The sequence below is a fragment of the Photobacterium sp. GB-56 genome (assembly GCF_003026105.1).
In the GTDB taxonomy this organism is placed as follows: domain Bacteria; phylum Pseudomonadota; class Gammaproteobacteria; order Enterobacterales; family Vibrionaceae; genus Photobacterium.
Genome location: NZ_PYNW01000006.1, coordinates 47,311 through 65,071, shown reverse-complemented (window position 1 = coordinate 65,071; position 17,761 = coordinate 47,311). Strand labels below are relative to the sequence as shown.

The following is a 17,761-nucleotide window of genomic DNA, read 5'->3' as shown; positions in this document are numbered from 1 at the left end:
TGTGGCCTTTTTTAACTCAAAAATGTAATCACAAATTGACTATATAAAGTTTCTTTTATTAAAAATAACGATAAACAGACTTTATATACCTGAGTACAAGCAATATTTTATAGGCTATAAAGTCCGCTTCGTATGCTGGTGGATTTAGTTATAGATTGCGGTATCTATAATATGACAAGAATTTATTATCTTTTTTCTAGCAGATTGATGAGATCAACGGTACCTGCTTGAGCGCGAGACACGTAATTTGCCATGATCAAAGAGTGGTTAGGCAATAAACCAAATCCCATACCATTTAAAATCATTGGACTCCAAATCGTTTCTTGGGTTGCTTCAAGCTCACGAATTATCTGATTAATCATGACCGTTGCTTTTTCTTCTTCTAGCAGTGGTTCAAAATCATGTTTCATTGCTTTCATTAGCAGCAATATGGCCCAAGTAGAGCCTCGTGATTCGTAAAAAACATTATCAATTTTGAACCAGCTTGTTTTCGGCGCATTGAGTGAAACTTCCTTACCTTCTGTTTTGCTATCCATTATTAACTGTGGCTCACCCACAGATGAGCCAAGGTCTTGTGAAATAGTGCCTAAGCGTTTTTGTACTACTTCAAGCCAAGCCACTAAATTATCATCCCGTGAATAAAATTGTGCTGGATGGCGAGATGCCGAAAGGCGGTCACGATATCGAGTAAGGGCGTCAATTGCATTTTGATATTCAGACTCGGCACTTGGAAAGTTCCAGCTATGGCTATTGATATTGAGCGCGGGTTGGGCTTCTTTTAAATCTGAATCGACATGGCTTTCATTTTGAGGACGGCTAAGATTATCTTTTAGTACCAGTGCCATATCTCGTACTTGCGTTAATACCCCCGTTTCCCATGCTGGCATGTTATCCATTAATAAGCTGGGTGGTAATTTATCGTTAGTAAGGAATCCACCTTGCTTATTAATCAGTAATTCTGAAATATGAATCAGCGTTGTGGTGGTCTCATACCCAGTCGTTAAAGTTTGTTGATTGAGCTTGGCTTGCTCTGCCGCATAACTGTCTGGATTAAATGTATCTGGTTCAAATGACCAATAAACAGACAAAAAGTAAAGTACGACGGTGAAAAATACTGCGCCAATAATGACTTTTACTTTCGACATAACCACCTCTTTGGAATTGCTTAATATGAACTTTTTTTCATTTATCTATTAGCTATATGTAAAAAAGTGAAGGTTTGTTAATGCCAATCCTAATCTTAAACGCCGTTTATTAATGCGTAGAAAAAGACGCTGAATGAACAAATAGTGACTTTTTAATACGTGATTTTTCGCTGTTTTAAGCCTATAAATCAGTGATATTTTAAGGTTAAAGTAGAGGATATACGCGAAAATATTGATGAGTGGTGAGACTATCTATTTGGTTCTATTAGAGATTAAGTCTGCTTGGTGAGAGATGTCACAATTATGGTGATTCTGTATCTAGCTTGGTATACACTAACGCAGCTTAGTATTTTTGTAGCACGGATATGACACTAAAAGTCGCAATAAATGGATTCGGTCGCATTGGTCGCAGTGTGCTTCGCGCATTGTATGAAAGCGACAAACATCATCAGATTAACGTCGTGGCTGTTAACGAATTAGCAGAGCTGGAAGCAATGGCTCATCTACTTCAATACGATTCTAGCCATGGGCGTTTCAAAAATCCTGTCAGTCATGATCAGGAGCATCTTCTTATTGCCCATGAAAATGGTCGCCAAGATCAAATTCGTATCCTCCACCAACCTGATCTAAAATTATTGCCTTGGCATGATCTTGATGTCGATATTGTTTTAGATTGTACCGGTAAGTTTGGTTCTCGAGATGACGGTTTAGCGCATATCGCATCAGGCGCTAAAAAAGTATTATTTTCCCATCCTGCTAGCAAAGATATTGATTGCACCGTTATCTATGGTGTTAATCATCAACAATTAACATCTCAGCACCGCATTGTTTCCAATGGTTCATGTACGACCAACTGTATTGTCCCCATTATTAAAATCTTAGATGATCAGTTTGGTATTGAATCAGGCACTATTACGACCATTCATTCCGCTATGAATGATCAACAAGTCATTGATGCTTATCATCCTGATTTACGCCGAACGCGCGCAGCAAGTCAGTCAATTATTCCTGTTGATACTAAGCTACACCTTGGAATTGGTCGTATATTTCCGAAGTTTTCCGACAAATTTGAAGCGATTTCTGTGAGAGTGCCCACAATAAATGTCACTGCTATGGATTTGAGTGTCACAGTTAAAACAAATGTGAAAGTTAATGACGTAAATCAATCATTAAAAAATACGTCTCGTTGTACATTAAGTGGTATTGTGGATTACACAGAAGCGCCTTTAGTGTCGATTGACTTTAATCACGATCCCCATAGTGCAATCGTTGATGGCAGCCAAACTAGAGTAAGCAACCAGCATTTAATTAAATTGTTGGTGTGGTGTGACAATGAATGGGGCTTTGCTAATCGTATGTTGGATACAGCGTTAGCAATGCATGCAACCGAAAATACGGATGCTGAAAAGTAAAATAGTAAGAATTACTGGGCTTGGCGTTGGAACATTAATGACGACAGGCTGTCAATTTTATGAACTTTTATTTTTAATAATGTTTGAGAGGACAAAACATGTCTGTAATCAAGATGACTGATCTGGATCTAGCTGGTAAGCGTGTATTTATTCGTGCTGACCTAAATGTGCCAGTAAAAGACGGTAAAGTAACTTCAGATGCACGTATCATTGCATCTCTACCTACAATTAAGCGTTGCCTAGAAGCAGGCGCTAAAGTAATGGTTACTTCTCACCTAGGTCGTCCAACGGAAGGCGAATACGCAGAAGAATTCTCTCTACAGCCTGTAGTTAACTACTTAAACGACGCACTAGATTGTGACGTTAAATTAGCAAAAGATTACCTAAATGGTCTTGAGCTAAATGCAGGCGAGCTTGTTGTTCTTGAGAACGTACGTTTCAACAAGGGCGAGAAGAAAAACGAAGACGAACTATCTAAGCAATACGCTGCACTTTGTGACGTATTCGTGATGGATGCATTTGGTACCGCTCACCGTGCACAAGCATCAACTTATGGTGTGGGTATGTTTGCACCAGTTGCATGTGCTGGCCCTTTACTAGCAGGCGAGCTAGAAGCATTAGGCAAAGCAATGGACAACCCAGCGCGTCCAATGGTTGCTATTGTTGGTGGTTCAAAAGTATCAACTAAGCTAACTGTACTTGAGTCACTATCTAAAATTGCTGACCAAATTGTTGTTGGTGGTGGTATTGCTAACACATTCATCGCGGCTGAAGGCAACGATGTAGGTAAGTCTCTATACGAAGCAGACCTAATCCCAACGGCTAAAGCGCTAATGGCAAGCACTGACATCCCAGTAGCAACGGATGTTGTATGTGCTAAAGAGTTCTCTGACACCGCTGAAGCAACAGTTAAATCAGCATCAGACATCGCAGCTGACGACATGGTTCTTGACCTAGGTCCTGATTCAGCACAAGCGCTTGCTGACATCATCATGAATGCGAAAACGATTCTTTGGAACGGCCCTGTAGGCGTATTCGAAATCGAGCAATTTGGTAAAGGTACTGAAGTTGTTGCGAATGCAATCGCAGAATCTGCAGGTTTCTCTGTAGCGGGTGGTGGTGACACACTAGCGGCTATCGATAAGTACGGCATCAAAGATAAAGTATCTTACATCTCAACAGGTGGCGGTGCGTTCCTTGAGTTCGTTGAAGGTAAGAAATTACCAGCAGTTGAAATGCTAGAGTCTCGCGCTAAAGCATAATTATTTTGGGCGTGGGAGCCGAATTTACGCTAAATATGAGTGTTGCTTCCACGTTTAAATGTTTGTGATAGCTATCAACTTTCAGTAGAATAGCAAGCAATCGCAAACGTTTGCACAAGAATTTTTCCACAGACAACAAAGTAAATAATAGGACTATTGTTATGTCTAAGATCTTTGATTTTGTAAAACCTGGTGTTATTTCTGGCGACGACGTTCAGAAAGTATTCGCAGTAGCTAAAGAAAACAACTTCGCACTTCCAGCTGTTAACTGTATCGGTACAGATTCTGTTAACGCTGTACTAGAAGCGGCAGCTAAAGTTAAGTCTCCAGTTATCGTTCAGTTCTCTAACGGCGGTGCTGCATTCTTTGGCGGTAAAGGTCTTAAACTAGAAGGTCAAGGTCCACAAATCCTTGGCGCTATCGCTGGTGCTAAATATGTTCACGCTGTTGCTGAGTCTTACGGTGTTCCTGTAATTCTTCACACTGACCACGCTGCTAAGAAACTGCTTCCTTGGATCGACGGTCTACTAGACGCGGGTGAAGAGTTCTTCGCTCAAACTGGTAAGCCTCTATTCTCTTCTCATATGATCGACCTTTCTGAAGAGTCGCTAGAAGAGAACATCGAAATCTCAGCTAAGTACCTTGCGCGTATGGCTAAGATGGACATGACACTAGAAATCGAACTAGGTTGTACTGGTGGTGAAGAAGACGGCGTTGATAACTCTCACATGGACGCATCTGAGCTTTACACTTCTCCAGAAGACGTTGCATACGCATACGAGAAACTAAGCGCTGTTAGCCCACGTTTCACTATCGCTGCTTCTTTCGGTAACGTACACGGTGTTTACCAAGCAGGTAACGTTGTATTAACTCCAACTATCCTACGTGATTCTCAAGCATACGTTTCAGAGAAGTTTGGTCTTCCAACTAACTCTCTAGATTTCGTATTCCACGGTGGTTCAGGTTCTTCTGAAGCTGAAATCCAAGAGTCTATCGGTTACGGTGTTATCAAAATGAACATCGATACAGATACACAGTGGGCTTGTTGGGATGGCATTCGTCGCTACGAAGCTGAAAACCACGATTACCTACAAGGTCAAATCGGTAACCCAACTGGTGAATCAGCGCCTAACAAGAAATACTACGATCCACGCGTATGGCTACGTGCAGGTCAAGTATCAATGGTTGAGCGTCTAGAAAAAGCTTTCGCTGATCTAAACGCAGTTGATGTTCTTTAATCGAACTTCAGCTATATAAAAAGTGAAAAGCCCGCTTTTGGCGGGCTTTTTTTTTGTATTTCATAATGGATTGTACTTAAATTGTTGTTTAGTGATATTTAAGTTAATTTATGTAAACATCATTTTTTTTAGTAGCTATTTACTAATAAAAACAGGAATAATTGGTATCAATATTCCGTAGTGTGTTTTTTCGCGATGAGATAGACAAACGGAAAGACAGTTCTAATGGCGTAACTCCTAGAATAATCACGCTATCTACGACTTACGCTATAGATTTATTTTAAGTAAACATAAGAGAGAGCACTTCAAATGACTGAGAGCGTTACAGACAAGGTTGTCGAAAAAATTTCTGATAACACATTAACTAATGGTGTGTTACACGCTGGAAACTGGCTGAGTAATAACCAGGATCTTTTGATCCAATACGCAGTAAATCTTGTATCAGCACTGCTAATCCTGTTTGTCGGTAATATGATCGTAAAAGCCGTTGCTGGCGCAGTTGCTAAAGTATTACGTAAAAAAGATATGGATAACGCGGTTGTTGAATTTATTCACGGCTTAGTTCGTTATCTACTATTTGTTATCGTATTAATTGCTGCACTAAGCCGTATTGGCGTTCAAACTGCTTCAGTGGTAGCAGTGATCGGTGCCGCGGGTCTTGCGGTTGGTCTTGCTCTTCAAGGCTCTCTATCGAACTTTGCTGCAGGTGTTCTGATTGTTGCTTTCCGTCCATTCAAATCTGGCGACTTCGTAGAAGTAGCCGGCGTGTCTGGTGCTGTAGAATCTATCCAGATTTTCTCTACTGAGCTACGTACGCCTGACAACAAAACAGTAGTCGTACCAAACTCATCTATCATTGGTAACCCAATTACAAACTATTCTCGTAATGCGACACGTCGTATTGATCTTGTCATTGGTGTTTCTTACAGCGCTGATCTTCAAAAAACCAAGGAAGTACTTAAGCGTGTTGTAACTGCTGATGAGCGTGTTCTTAAAGATCCAGAGCCAACAATTGGTGTTGTTGCACTTGCTGACTCTTCAGTGAACTTTGTGGTACGTCCATGGGTTAATACGCCTGATTACTGGGCGGTATACTTCGATCTTAACCAAGCAATTAAAGAAGAGCTTGATAAAGAAGGTATCGAAATCCCATTCCCACAAATGGATGTTCACCTAAATAAAGTTGATGCTTAATTTATTTAAAGCATAACGAATAGAAATGGAGCCTAATTGGCTCCATTTTTTTATCTACAGAAAATAGAAATAGTCATTAATTAATCATAAAGGAACGATGTTCAAAATAAATAATCTAATAAGGGATAGATTTCATTTTTTTGGGGTCAAAGTTGATAGATTATTTATCTTATGACTACGATAAATAAAAATAACTCTTTGTTAGCGAGGATTGATAATGAAAAAACACCTATTAGCTATATTATTAAGTACCAGTGCACTTATCTCTACAGGCGCTGTTGCCGCTGATCTATCATTTCCTCATTTAGAAACAACAGGGCGCGGTGAAGTCGTGGTGAAGCCTGATATGGCAGTATTCTCTGTGGATGTGGTTGCGACACAACCAACAGCTTCAGGTGCAAAGCAAGCTGCAGATCAGGCTGTGACTAAGTTTATTGAGCGTTTAACCAAAGCGGGTGTTGAACGTAAAAATATTAATAGTGCCAATATTTCTCTTTCTGCACAGTACCGTTATCCGAAAGATCAGGCACCAGAGTTCACAGGCTTTAAAGCAACCCGTAATGTGGTTGTAACGGTATACAAATTAGAGAATCTTAATACTTACCTTGATGGTGCATTAGGTGATGGTATTAATCAGATCAACAACATTACGTTGAAAGTAAAAGATCAGAAGAAATACCAAGAAGAAGCACGCCAAGCTGCGATTACCAATGCCAAAGAAGTGGCTGCATCTTTAGCGAAAGGCTTTGGTGATAAAGTTGAAGGTGTATGGCAGATTGATTACAACACGGCTTCTCGTCCAATGCCGTATCGAATGGCTAATTATGTCGGTAGTGCGATGCAAGACTCCGCAGCGGTTAACCAAAGCTACAGTGAGAATAACATTGTTATCTCTGATAGTGTGAACGTGATTTTCAAGTTAGCCAAATAATCGTAATTGCTGTTAGTTGATGGAATAAAAAAGGAGAGCTGATGCTCTCCTTTTTACTATTTATTCACGCTGTAATTAGTGAAGAATACGCGCACGAATAGTACCTTCGATTGTTTTCAGTTTTGCTAATGCTTCTTTTGAACGTTCAGTTTCAACATCAATGACGACATAACCAATTTCAGCGCCTGTTTGTAAGAACTGAGCAGCGATATTGATACCTTCTGAAGCAAAAATTGTTGTGATTTGGTTTAAAATACCTGGGCGGTTTTCGTGAATATGGAGTAGACGAGAACAACCACGGTGCTCAGGGAGTGATACCTCAGGGAAGCCAACAGCAGATAACGTTGAACCATTATCTGAGTATTTCACTAGTTTACCTGCCACTTCAATACCAATGTTTTCTTGTGCTTCTTGGGTTGAGCCTCCGATGTGAGGCGTCAAAATAACGTTATCAAATTGCAGTAGAGGGGATTCAAATGGGTCGTTATTGGTTTTCGGTTCAACAGGGAATACATCGATAGCTGCGCCTGCAATATGTTTGCTTTCTAACGCACTACAAAGCGCATCAATATCCACGACGGTACCACGTGCTGCGTTAATAAAGATAGAGCCAGGCTTCATGCGTGCAAATTCTTCAGCACCCATAATGTTTTGTGTCTCTGGTGTTTCTGGTACGTGCAGTGAAATCACATCGGATTTATTTAAAAGCTCACTTAACGATGCGACTTGTGTTGCATTACCTAAGGTTAATTTACTTTCAATATCGTAAAAACAAACGCGCATTCCGAGGTTTTCAGCCAAGATACCAAGTTGAGTACCAATATGACCGTAGCCGATAATACCTAGGGTTTTACCACGCGCTTCAAATGAGTTGTCTGCAGATTTTATCCATTCGCCACGATGCGCTTTAGCGTTCTTTTCTGGAATGCCACGTAAAAGAAGAAGAAGTTCACCTAAAACAAGCTCAGCAACACTACGGGTATTTGAAAATGGTGCGTTGAAAACGGGGATACCGCGACGCATAGCTTCATCTAAATCAACTTGGTTAGTACCAATACAGAAACAACCAACAGCGGTAAGTTTTTTCGCTGCAGCAAAAACTTCAGGTGTTAATTGTGTTCGAGAGCGAATACCAATGAAGTGGGCATCTTTTACCGCTTCTAGTAGCTCTTCACCAGCAAGTGATCCTTTGTGGTACTCAATGTTGGTGTAACCTGCTTGTTTTAGCACTTCTAGAGATGAAGGGTGTAGTCCTTCTAATAATAGAATTTTAATTTTATCTTTATTGAGTGAAACTTTGGCCATGGTTCTCATCCTTAAAAACGCAGCTAACTGAATGTAAAACAAAGAAATGTCAGGTGGTGAAATGTCTTCTTTGCAGCCACAGTAGCGAAATGGTTAAACGTTTGCTAATAGCTTATTAATAAAGTATCAAAAAATAGCCACTATGGGTAAGAATATTACAAAAAAGATAATAAAAAACGGCATAAGCTAGAATTAGAATCAATAAGCTATGCCGTTTTGAAAGGAAATAACATTTATAATGGGATCAATAGCGTTTGATCATTTCGAATAAAACGCGATCATTGTATGTTATTTCTCGAATTTTTTTACACCGTCAGGTGAGCCAACCAATAATACATCAGCGCCACGGTGAGCAAATAGACCAACAGTTACAACACCGGGTAGGGCGTTGATCTTATCTTCCATTGCTTTAGGATCGGTGATCTTCATGTTGTAGACATCAAGGATCATATTACCGTTATCGGTCACAACGCCTTCACGGTAAGCTGGATCGCCACCAAGTTTTACTAACTCACGGCCAATGAAAGAGCGCCCCATAGGGATCACTTCAACTGGAAGCGGGAATTGACCCAATACGTCAACTTGCTTGGTATCATCAACGATACAGATAAATTTTTTCGCAATTGCAGCCACGATTTTTTCACGAGTAAGCGCTGCACCGCCGCCTTTAATCATGTCGTAGTCTGCGTTAATTTCATCAGCACCATCGACATAAATATCAAGTGAAGCCACTTCATTTGCATCAAATACAGTAATGCCTAGTTGTTCAAGACGTTCAGTTGAAGCGACTGAACTTGAAACAGCACCTTTAATTTCTTCTTTGCGAGTTGCTAAGGCATCGATGAAGTGATTAACCGTAGAGCCAGTACCTACACCTACAATTGTTCCTTTCTGTACGTATTCAAGTGCTGCCCAACCTGCTGCTTTTTTCATTTCATCTTGTGTCATGCCATTCTCCTCGTTATGACTAATACGCCGAGTAAGCGTTGATGCTAATTATAACGAATTGGAAATCGTTCGTCAGTGCGATTATGAACAATCACAATGCAAAATAAGAAATAAAAACATAAGGTTATTTATAACAATTAGTTAGATTATCCATTTTCATTGAAACTAAAGTAAACGATTGCTTCAATAGGGGGATTTGATGCTCGCATTTGTATTGTTACCAACAATAGATCTTTGACGGGGTAATGATTTTAGGTAACGGCACATCCCATTGTTCACTTGGTAATTGTTCTACATGTTGGCAATCATGGGCTAACCCTAGCGGGTAAGGGCCTTGTTTATGCTGATGCCACTGACTAAGAGTGCGATCATAGTAGCCCCCTCCCATACCTAAGCGTTGCCCGGAGTTATCAAAAGCCACCAATGGGGTGCAAATAATATCTAATTCATTCACAGGTTTGACTGCTCGCACATCGAGAACGGGCTCTGAAATTTGATAGCGATTTTTACGCATAGGGGTGTTAGAGGTGTAGTGAAGAAATAACAAGTGTCCTTTGCTAAAAGGATGCAACACTGGTAGATAAACAGATTTTCCGTTTTGCCATAACCAGTCGATAATGGGGTGAGTGCTGATTTCACCGTCATTGGTCAAATAAAGCGCAATATGTTGACTCGCCAGAAATTGTTGGCATTGCTTAATTTGTTTAAGTAATTGTAGGCTAGCGTGCCTTTGTTGTTCTGGAAGAAGTTGTTGTCGCTGTATGCGGATCTGTTGTCTGATTTTTTGTCGTGGGGTTACAAGCTGTGGTGTCATTTGGCTCAATCCTTGAGTTGGGATTTTGCTAAATTGTATGAATATGTTAATGAAATGGGAAGTAAAACAGAGGAGTTCCCCAAGGTGCCGTTGCGAAATAATGCCCTTGAACCAGACGTTCAAGGTGGATCGGCAACATTAACCGTAGGCTTCTCAGTCGAGCTGAGCATGCTCAATAGCTAATAAAAGCAGATCCTGGGTATTTGCTTATCGGCTCGGGGACGTTCATTCACTGACGCACACCCCAGGGTTAATTCATTATCAACGCTTTGGATAATTTTGCAATGCTTTATCTAATTTTTCTTCTAGTGCACTGATCTTATTGGATAAAACGCCAGCGCTTCCGTTATGTTCTAGTCGCTCTGCATGTAACTCGTTGCAGATGTTAAGCCCTGTAAAGAGTAACAGTTGCTCTACATTGGATACTTTAGTGCGCTCTGACATATCTTTCAAGCGTTGGTCAAAATCAGAAGCGGCAGCACGAAGTGCATCCTCTTGACCAGTTGGGCAATTAACTTTGATGTTTCTGCCGAATACTTGAATTTCTACAGCCTGAGTACTCATAAATCTTCGGTTTGCTCCATGCCTAATGGGTATTCATTCCGCTTTTGCTTGTCGCCAAATCATAGGAAAAGCGGTTACAACATGCAAGCGGCTATACTTCACTTTGTGCTCAATAGCTTCTAACTAAACAGATATTAATCACACCAAATTGATGGGTGGTTAACTATTGAACGTTATGCTCGGCGTTATGATTTGCCGAACAGAGCTTAAGTGTTAGCATAACACAGGCGGTTACTGACCCATTGTTATTTCTGCTTTAGAAATTCAGTAAAAATGTAATTATTGGTGTTTGCTTGATTTGAATTATTTAAATCAAGTGGATATAGCAATGTGAAAGTAACAATAGAGCGCTTTGTTCGTTGTTTGATCTAAAAATAAAGGTAATAAACCATGAGTGAAATAACCCTACCTACATACCAAGCTGTTGAATCTGCCTTAAAAGAGCAAGGGCTTGCAGCGGCACCTGCTGAATTACATGGTTTATTAAGTGGCATGATTTGCGGTGGTTTAGCGATTGATGATGAAAGCTGGGTTGGACCTGTTAGTGATTATGCCAACGAAGGTGAGCCATTAACCGACGGCGCTAAAATAATGATCCGCTCTTTGTTTACGACAACAGCGAATGAGCTGTTTAGTGGTGGCTTTGAGTTTTCATTACTGATGCCAGATGATGATGAGCCATTAATGATGCGAGCAGATGCATTAACGGAATGGGTTACTAGCTTTATTTCTGGTTTAGGACTGATGGATCTCCAAAAGAACCAATTATCTGAAGCTGTCACTGAAGCTTTAGCTGATCTTCAAGAGATCGCTCAGTTAGGTATTGATGAAGATGACGATATAGAAGAACAAGCAGCCTTATTTGAACAAGTTGTTGAGCATGTTCGTATGTGTGTATTGAGTTGTCACTCTGAATTAGGTCAGCGTCCTGTTGCTGAAGATACAGAGGAAAAACCAACGTTACACTAAACGTTGTTTTGTGAAGGGATAAATAGTGAAGCACTATGATGTTGTAATTGCTGGTGGTGCAATGGCAGGAGCGAGTCTTGCTATCGCATTAGATGTATTGAGTCGTCACTCATTACGTGTTGCAGTGGTTGAAGCTGTGATGCCTGAGTTTGATACTCATCCGGGTTATGATGCAAGAAGTATCGCGTTATCGTATGGCACGACCCGTTTACTGGATAACATTGGTATGTGGTCAGCCTTGCGTGATGTTGCAACACCGATAAACGATATTCATGTTTCAGATCGTGGTCATGCAGGCATGGTCCGAATTTCATCACAAGAGCAGGCGGTTGATGCGCTAGGTTATGTGATTGAACTTGCAGATGCTGGTGAAGTTTTTCATCATAAACTGCAGCAGCTAGAAAATGTTGATCTATATTGTCCTGCCAGTGTTAAGCAAATTGAGCGCAGCGTAGATAACGCAACTATTGAGCTTGATAACGGTGAACGCATACAGGCGTCATTGCTGGTGGCTGCTGATGGGGCTATTTCTCATTGCTGTCAGTTGGTGAAGCTTGGTCGCTCAGACTATGATTTTGAACAAACTGCTATTATTGCCAATATTACAACCTCTGAGCCTCATTATTATCAAGCATTTGAACGCTTTACAGAACATGGTCCGGTTGCCTTACTGCCAATGTCTCAAGGGCGAAGCTCTTTAGTATGGTGTGTACCACCAGAGCAACAACAAGTGATCATGGATTTATCTGACGCAGAATTTCTTGCCAAGTTGCAACACGCGTTTGGGTGGCGTTTAGGTGCGTTAGTCCAAACGGGTAAACGCTCATGCTATCCATTGTTACTTCGTCAATCAAACTCGCTTGTATCGCATCGTTTTGCCGTGATTGGTAATGCGGCACAAACATTACATCCTATCGCAGGACAAGGATTTAACCTCGGTATTCGAGATGTAGTGACACTTGCAGAAGAGATCGTTTCAGGTCGTCAACAGGGTAACGATATAGGTTTACCTGAGGTGTTAGGGCGTTATCGTGAACGCCGTATGCCTGATCGTCAAAATACCATTATGATGACAACAGGATTGGTAAACTTATTTGCTAATGATAATCCATTGCTGACAGCTGGACGAAATATCGGTTTGGTTACAATGAATTTTTCAAACACATTAAAAGCACCGCTATTGCGTCGTGCTATGGGACAGGTAGAACGATAGCTATGATGCAAAGTGTTGATGTCGCGATTATTGGCGGCGGAATGGTGGGGTTAACGTTAGCGGCAGCATTGGCTGAAACTGAACTTCGAGTTGCCGTTATTGAAGGACATTTACCCGATCCTCAATTGCAGTCATTACCTGATTTACGTGTATCGGCATTAAGCCGTGCCAGTGAACGTATTTTCCGTCGCTTAGGCGTATGGGAAGGGATTGCAAGTCGTCGTATGAGCCCATATTCGGAAATGACGGTATGGGAGCAAGATAGCTTTGCTCAAATCCATTTTGATGCGCAGCGATTAGCGCAGCCTGATCTGGGGCATATTGTTGAAAATCGAGTTATTCAGCTTGCCTTATTAGATCGTGTAAAGCAGCTTAGTAATGTGACCTTATTAGCGCCAGAGCGCTGTGAAAACATCGCGTTTGGTGAATCAGAAGCCTGGCTAACATTAGCCTCTGGTAAACATCTGACGGCGAAATTGGTTGTTGGTGCTGATGGGGCAAACTCTTGGGTACGTCAGCAACTCGATATTCCATTAACCCATTGGGACTATGGTCATAGTGCCATTGTGGCCAATATTCGTAGCCAAGAGCCACACATGAAAGTGGCACGACAAATTTTTCGGCCACAAGGGCCGTTAGCCTTTTTACCGTTATCTGAACCTGATTTATGCTCTATTGTGTGGTCTGTACCGCCAGAAGAAGCTAAACAATTATGTGATATGTCGGATGAGTTGTTTAATCAGCATCTAACGACTGCATTTGATAATCGCTTAGGTTTATGTCGCGTAGAAGGTGAGCGTCAAGCATTTCCACTGCGTATGCGTTATGCGCGTGATTTCGTTCGTGAACGGGTCGCGTTAGTCGGTGATGCTGCACATACTATTCACCCCTTGGCTGGACAGGGAGTAAACCTTGGTTTGCTTGATGCAGCGGCTTTGGCACAAGAGCTAAAAGCATTATGGCTAGCAGATAAAGACATTGGTAAACAGGCGCATTTACGTCAATATGAACGTTGGCGTAAGGCTGAAGCAGCGAAGATGATCACTGCGATGCAAGGGTTTAAAGATCTGTTTTCAGGTTCAAATCCAGCGAAAAAACTATTCCGTGACATCGGCATGTTAGTAGCAGATAAAGCACCAGGTGTGAAAGACGAGTTTATGCGTAAAGCGTTAGGTTTGAGTGGTGAATTACCAGAGCTTGCTCGCTACGAAAAATAACATGCTTGTTATTGAATGTTGAAAAAGTCACCTGATGGTGACTTTTTTGTTTTTCGTGACTAACAAAATGGATTTTTTCACCTACAGTAAATATCAGAGATAAATAATGTGCGTTAATTTATATAGATCTGACATGGTGACAGTAGTGTTTTAACGATTCCCGCTACTTTTATAAGGATGTGAAAATGAGTTACGTTCCTCTTGAATTACAATATACCTATAGCCATGAATGGATTCGTTCTGAAGGTGATGGGATTTATACTATTGGTATTACCGACCATGCTCAATCATTGCTTGGGGATATGGTTTATATTGAATTACCTGACATTGAATCGTCCACAGATGTGGGGGAAGAGTGTGCGATGGCTGAATCGGTAAAAGCGTCCTCAGATATTTATGCCCCCTTGTCTGGTGTTGTGATTGCTATTAACGATGAATTAGATTCGGCGCCAGAGCTCGTCAATAGTGATCCTTATGGTGACGGTTGGTTATTTCAGATTAGGGTGAATGATGATAACGAACTGAATGATTTATTAATGGCGGAAGACTACGCCACCATTATTGTTGAAGATGAAGAGCTGTAAGATCAAAAAAGCCCATTTTGATATGGGCTTTATCGTTAGCAATAGTGTTTAAGCTTCATAGGTTTCACGTAAGCGTCTTACTTCTAAATTCACCTCATTCACGGTATCGTAATGACGTTTCTTTGCTTTGATAGGAACCAGTAGTAAACCATTTTCAAAATGGTACCCACCGCGTCCGTCAATGTAGAGGCGACCACTAAATAAGCGACTGATATGTTTGGCGATTAATTTTGGTAAGTAGCGTTTAAACATCCGCATAATACTGCTAACTCCAACCTTCCTGGCTATTGACGGCGCTAAGTATAGCAGTTTGTGCATGACACTTCTGTGACATAATTAGCATATGCTGTTTCCTATATGTAACTATCTAACTTATTAATTAGCAAATAAATAAAAATCCAGACAATTGTTCTGATTTTAAGGTTTTTGGTATTGTCGAATAAAATAAATAGATTCTATTTTTTAATGTAGTTCGCGTCATCTTCACGCCTGTTATCTTCTCTTCGCTACAATATCCGCGCATGGTACTTTCATCTTCATTATTTTTTAAAGCCGTTATATTGGGATTTTATTTTGTGAATTTATAAATCATCAATGTGTTTAGATAAGAAAAATTTTTATTGCTTGTTACGTATCTAGATCAAAGTAATGTTTTTGGCATACGCCAATAATTCACCATAGTTAGATGGATAAGGTGAACCATGGCTAGGCCTAAGATTGAACGTCGAATAGGATGTCGTCCTGCGTACAGTTGCTTTAAGCCCAATGGCGTACCGATGAAAGAACTCGTGTCATTACGTTTAGATAGCGATGAATTAGAAGCACTTCGGTTAGTTGATATGCAAGGTTTGCAACAGGTAGAAGCGGCAAAGCAACTCGGTGTCTCTCGTCAAACATTAGGCAATATAGTGGCATCGGGACGAAAAAAAGTGGCGCAAGCGTTAGTGCAAGGGTTGGCGTTAGAACTTGACGGTTATATGCCAACACCATGAACGCTTTTATTTTGATAAGTGATAAAAGCGATCATATTCGTTGTGAGCGCTCGGTTAAGTGAGTGAGGAAAAATTATGGCAATGGCGATTGCGTTAACACCCCGTGAGCAGGTTGCAGGGCATTTTGGAAAAGCGGCTGTTTTTGTTATTTACGATCAACAAGGACAGCAAGTGGCTAGAATTGAAAATACAGGTAGCCGCGAACTAGGCTGTAAGCATAAAAAAATAATCCAAAGTCAACTGGTTGAGTATGGCGTGTCTGAAATTGTCTTAGGTAATATTGGTCAGCGTTCACTGGCTCGATTATTACATGCAGGCTTTCATGTTAGTCGAGTTGCACCACGCACAACATTGGCTGATGTGTTATCAGGTAGCGCAGTAAAAGAAGCGTTAACATCGTCAGAGCAAGGTCGTGATTGTAAGCGTGAAAAAGGCGCATGTGGCTGCGGTTGCGGCACTAAAAAGAAAGCGCCTGTTGCTAAAGTAGGGATGTCATCATTATCGCCTGTTAGCGGTTTAACAAAAATTGGCGGTTTTAAGTTGTGACCACATTTCTGTTAACACTAGGTATTTTTCTGCTTGTTATTTTTGCTATGGCGATAGGTTGGTTTTTAAAACAACGTACCATCAAAGGCAGTTGTGGTGGTTTAGCCAACGTGGGTGTTGATAAAGAATGTAACTGCGATGAACCTTGTGACGAACACAAGTTATACCAAATTCAAGAACCTCAATCGGGTAAGTAGTCGTAGAAAGCAGAGTATGTATGACTCTGCTTTTTTGTTATCCGTTATTGTTTCTGGAGTTGTTTTACCTGTTCGATAACCGTACTGGCAACTCGTTGACGTAGCCACTCATTTCGAGGGTGAGTACCATTACGATGTAACCATAATAAACGAATATCGAAATCTGCAATATCGACAGGGGTGGGGCATTGGGTCAAATCATCATGAAACAGATCTAATTGTGCCATTAAGCGAGAAACCACACACAGTAAATCCCTTCTTTTGAGTAAATGGCGGATGGTCAAAAAGTTACGTGAACCTACCGCGACTTGACGTTGTAAGGCATGATTTTTTAGTTGCTCATCAACTTGGGTAATGAGTTGTCCATCTGGTGACACTAAGGCATGCGGATGCGCACTATATTGTTCTATGGTGATAGGGGCATTGAGTCCGGTTGCTTTGCTATCGAATAAACAAACATGATCTTCGGTATATAAATATTGGCTACTAATATCTTTACCCATATTTGTCATTGAACCAATCACCAAGTCTAATCGTTGATCATTAAAAACGGTTTGATAGTTATGCCGATCAACATTAAAGAAGCTGAGATGGCTATGTGGTGAGCAAGTATGAATGGCATCAAAAATGGCGGGTGCGAAAAGTAACTCTGCGTAGTCGGTTAAGCCTATTTTAAACGTTCCAGTGAACAGCTCTGGCTCAAATGTACTCGGTTGTAATAACTCTCTAGTGATTAAGTTTAGAATTTTTTCGACAGTGACCGAGAGCTCTAACGCTTTTTGTGTTGGGATCATATTGTGTCCTTGACGTTCAAATAAAGGATCGTCAAGGAGCTGCCTTAAACGCGACAAATTATGACTCATGGCAGATTGTCCAATCGCAAGTTTGTTTGCCGCCTTCGTAACACTTTGTGTTTCCATTAGAGCGGAAAAGGAGATCAGTAGGTTGAGATCAACCCCACGCCAGTTGATATCTTTTTTATGTGAAGGAGAAACAGACATAGTATGGAATACCTAGTTAGGAATAACATTAATAAGCGAAATTGGCACAATAAAAGAGCGAGTATCAAAGAGTGCTAATTGCAAGAGTAAAATATGAAACAAATTGCAATTGATAAAAAACAGCTTGTGAGTTCGCCTTGTTTTATATCGATTATCTGTTTTTTTATCAAGCTGGTGCCTTTTTAATCTGTAGAGTAATACTCGGACTTATCAGATAAATAGGGATGAT

The 17,761-nt window shown here is 40.8% G+C and carries 19 protein-coding genes and 1 other RNA gene; 12 read left to right on the top strand and 8 right to left on the bottom strand.

What is annotated here, in order from left to right:
* Positions 1–185: 185 nt before the first annotated feature.
* A complete protein-coding gene (locus C9J42_RS10360) occupies positions 186–1,145 on the bottom strand; it encodes a DUF2333 family protein (protein WP_107206602.1) in 960 nt (319 codons plus the stop codon).
* Between the two features lie 365 nt (positions 1,146–1,510).
* Here C9J42_RS10360 and epd point away from each other — a divergent pair, with 365 nt between their 5' ends.
* From epd to C9J42_RS10335, 5 genes are all read left to right on the top strand, one after another.
* Entirely contained in the window at positions 1,511–2,557 is a 1,047-nt protein-coding gene (gene epd / locus C9J42_RS10355) for an erythrose-4-phosphate dehydrogenase (protein ID WP_107206603.1), read from the top strand.
* Positions 2,558–2,655: 98 nt separating this feature from the next.
* On the top strand, positions 2,656–3,819 hold the full coding sequence (locus tag C9J42_RS10350) for a phosphoglycerate kinase (protein ID WP_107206604.1): 1,164 nt from the start codon (positions 2,656–2,658) through the stop codon (positions 3,817–3,819).
* A 161-nt stretch (positions 3,820–3,980) separates the two neighbouring features.
* Positions 3,981–5,057 (top strand): class II fructose-bisphosphate aldolase, encoded by a 1,077-nt coding sequence (gene fbaA / locus C9J42_RS10345; RefSeq protein ID WP_105060950.1) that lies wholly within the window; start codon positions 3,981–3,983, stop codon positions 5,055–5,057.
* A gap of 309 nt (positions 5,058–5,366) precedes the next feature.
* Complete coding sequence (mscS, locus tag C9J42_RS10340; RefSeq protein WP_107206605.1) at positions 5,367–6,251, top strand: small-conductance mechanosensitive channel MscS; 885 nt, start codon at positions 5,367–5,369, stop codon at positions 6,249–6,251.
* A 217-nt stretch (positions 6,252–6,468) separates the two neighbouring features.
* Positions 6,469–7,182 (top strand): oxidative stress defense protein, encoded by a 714-nt coding sequence (locus C9J42_RS10335; RefSeq protein WP_107206606.1) that lies wholly within the window; start codon positions 6,469–6,471, stop codon positions 7,180–7,182.
* A 75-nt stretch (positions 7,183–7,257) separates the two neighbouring features.
* Here C9J42_RS10335 and serA read toward each other — a convergent pair whose 3' ends face one another.
* The 5 genes from serA to zapA all read right to left on the bottom strand — a co-directional run bounded on the left by serA (position 7,258) and on the right by zapA (position 10,813).
* Positions 7,258–8,487, bottom strand: coding sequence for a phosphoglycerate dehydrogenase (gene serA / locus C9J42_RS10330; RefSeq protein ID WP_107206607.1), 1,230 nt, complete (start codon positions 8,485–8,487; stop codon positions 7,258–7,260).
* A gap of 288 nt (positions 8,488–8,775) precedes the next feature.
* The gene (gene rpiA / locus C9J42_RS10325; protein ID WP_005371376.1) at positions 8,776–9,435 is read right to left on the bottom strand and encodes a ribose-5-phosphate isomerase RpiA; all 660 of its coding nucleotides are present in this window, start codon (positions 9,433–9,435) and stop codon (positions 8,776–8,778) included.
* Positions 9,436–9,652: 217 nt separating this feature from the next.
* Complete coding sequence (locus C9J42_RS10320) at positions 9,653–10,249, bottom strand: 5-formyltetrahydrofolate cyclo-ligase (protein ID WP_107246369.1); 597 nt, start codon at positions 10,247–10,249, stop codon at positions 9,653–9,655.
* Positions 10,250–10,321: 72 nt separating this feature from the next.
* A non-coding RNA gene (gene ssrS / locus C9J42_RS10315) (6S RNA) lies at positions 10,322–10,503 on the bottom strand.
* Positions 10,504–10,510: 7 nt separating this feature from the next.
* The gene (gene zapA, locus C9J42_RS10310) at positions 10,511–10,813 is read right to left on the bottom strand and encodes a cell division protein ZapA (RefSeq protein WP_107206609.1); all 303 of its coding nucleotides are present in this window, start codon (positions 10,811–10,813) and stop codon (positions 10,511–10,513) included.
* A 390-nt stretch (positions 10,814–11,203) separates the two neighbouring features.
* Here zapA and C9J42_RS10305 point away from each other — a divergent pair, with 390 nt between their 5' ends.
* From C9J42_RS10305 to gcvH, 4 genes are all read left to right on the top strand, one after another.
* Positions 11,204–11,782: a YecA family protein gene (locus C9J42_RS10305; RefSeq protein WP_107206610.1), complete on the top strand. Its 579-nt coding sequence runs from the start codon at positions 11,204–11,206 to the stop codon at positions 11,780–11,782.
* Between the two features lie 25 nt (positions 11,783–11,807).
* Entirely contained in the window at positions 11,808–12,995 is a 1,188-nt protein-coding gene (gene ubiH, locus C9J42_RS10300) for a 2-octaprenyl-6-methoxyphenyl hydroxylase (protein ID WP_107287288.1), read from the top strand.
* 2 nt (positions 12,996–12,997) lie between these two features.
* Positions 12,998–14,212 carry an FAD-dependent 2-octaprenylphenol hydroxylase gene (locus C9J42_RS10295; protein WP_199187041.1) on the top strand — a complete coding sequence of 405 codons (1,215 nt, stop codon included), beginning with the start codon at positions 12,998–13,000 and terminating at the stop codon, positions 14,210–14,212.
* Between the two features lie 185 nt (positions 14,213–14,397).
* Entirely contained in the window at positions 14,398–14,796 is a 399-nt protein-coding gene (gcvH, locus tag C9J42_RS10290) for a glycine cleavage system protein GcvH (protein WP_107301985.1), read from the top strand.
* 48 nt (positions 14,797–14,844) lie between these two features.
* On the opposite strand, the gene C9J42_RS10285 is transcribed toward gcvH, so the two are convergent.
* Positions 14,845–15,054: a DUF1107 domain-containing protein gene (locus tag C9J42_RS10285; protein WP_199187043.1), complete on the bottom strand. Its 210-nt coding sequence runs from the start codon at positions 15,052–15,054 to the stop codon at positions 14,845–14,847.
* A gap of 443 nt (positions 15,055–15,497) precedes the next feature.
* On the opposite strand from C9J42_RS10285, the gene C9J42_RS10280 reads away from it, so the two are divergent.
* The 3 genes from C9J42_RS10280 to nqrM all read left to right on the top strand — a co-directional run bounded on the left by C9J42_RS10280 (position 15,498) and on the right by nqrM (position 16,531).
* On the top strand, positions 15,498–15,788 hold the full coding sequence (locus tag C9J42_RS10280) for a DUF134 domain-containing protein (protein WP_105060942.1): 291 nt from the start codon (positions 15,498–15,500) through the stop codon (positions 15,786–15,788).
* 75 nt (positions 15,789–15,863) lie between these two features.
* Complete coding sequence (locus C9J42_RS10275) at positions 15,864–16,334, top strand: NifB/NifX family molybdenum-iron cluster-binding protein (protein ID WP_107301984.1); 471 nt, start codon at positions 15,864–15,866, stop codon at positions 16,332–16,334.
* On the top strand, positions 16,331–16,531 hold the full coding sequence (nqrM, locus tag C9J42_RS10270) for a (Na+)-NQR maturation NqrM (RefSeq protein ID WP_005371409.1): 201 nt from the start codon (positions 16,331–16,333) through the stop codon (positions 16,529–16,531). Before C9J42_RS10275 ends, nqrM begins: the two co-directional genes overlap by 4 nt.
* A gap of 44 nt (positions 16,532–16,575) precedes the next feature.
* Here nqrM and C9J42_RS10265 read toward each other — a convergent pair whose 3' ends face one another.
* Positions 16,576–17,532, bottom strand: a complete 957-nt coding sequence (locus tag C9J42_RS10265; protein WP_107287290.1) for a LysR family transcriptional regulator — start codon at positions 17,530–17,532, stop codon at positions 16,576–16,578.
* Positions 17,533–17,761 lie beyond the last annotated feature (229 nt).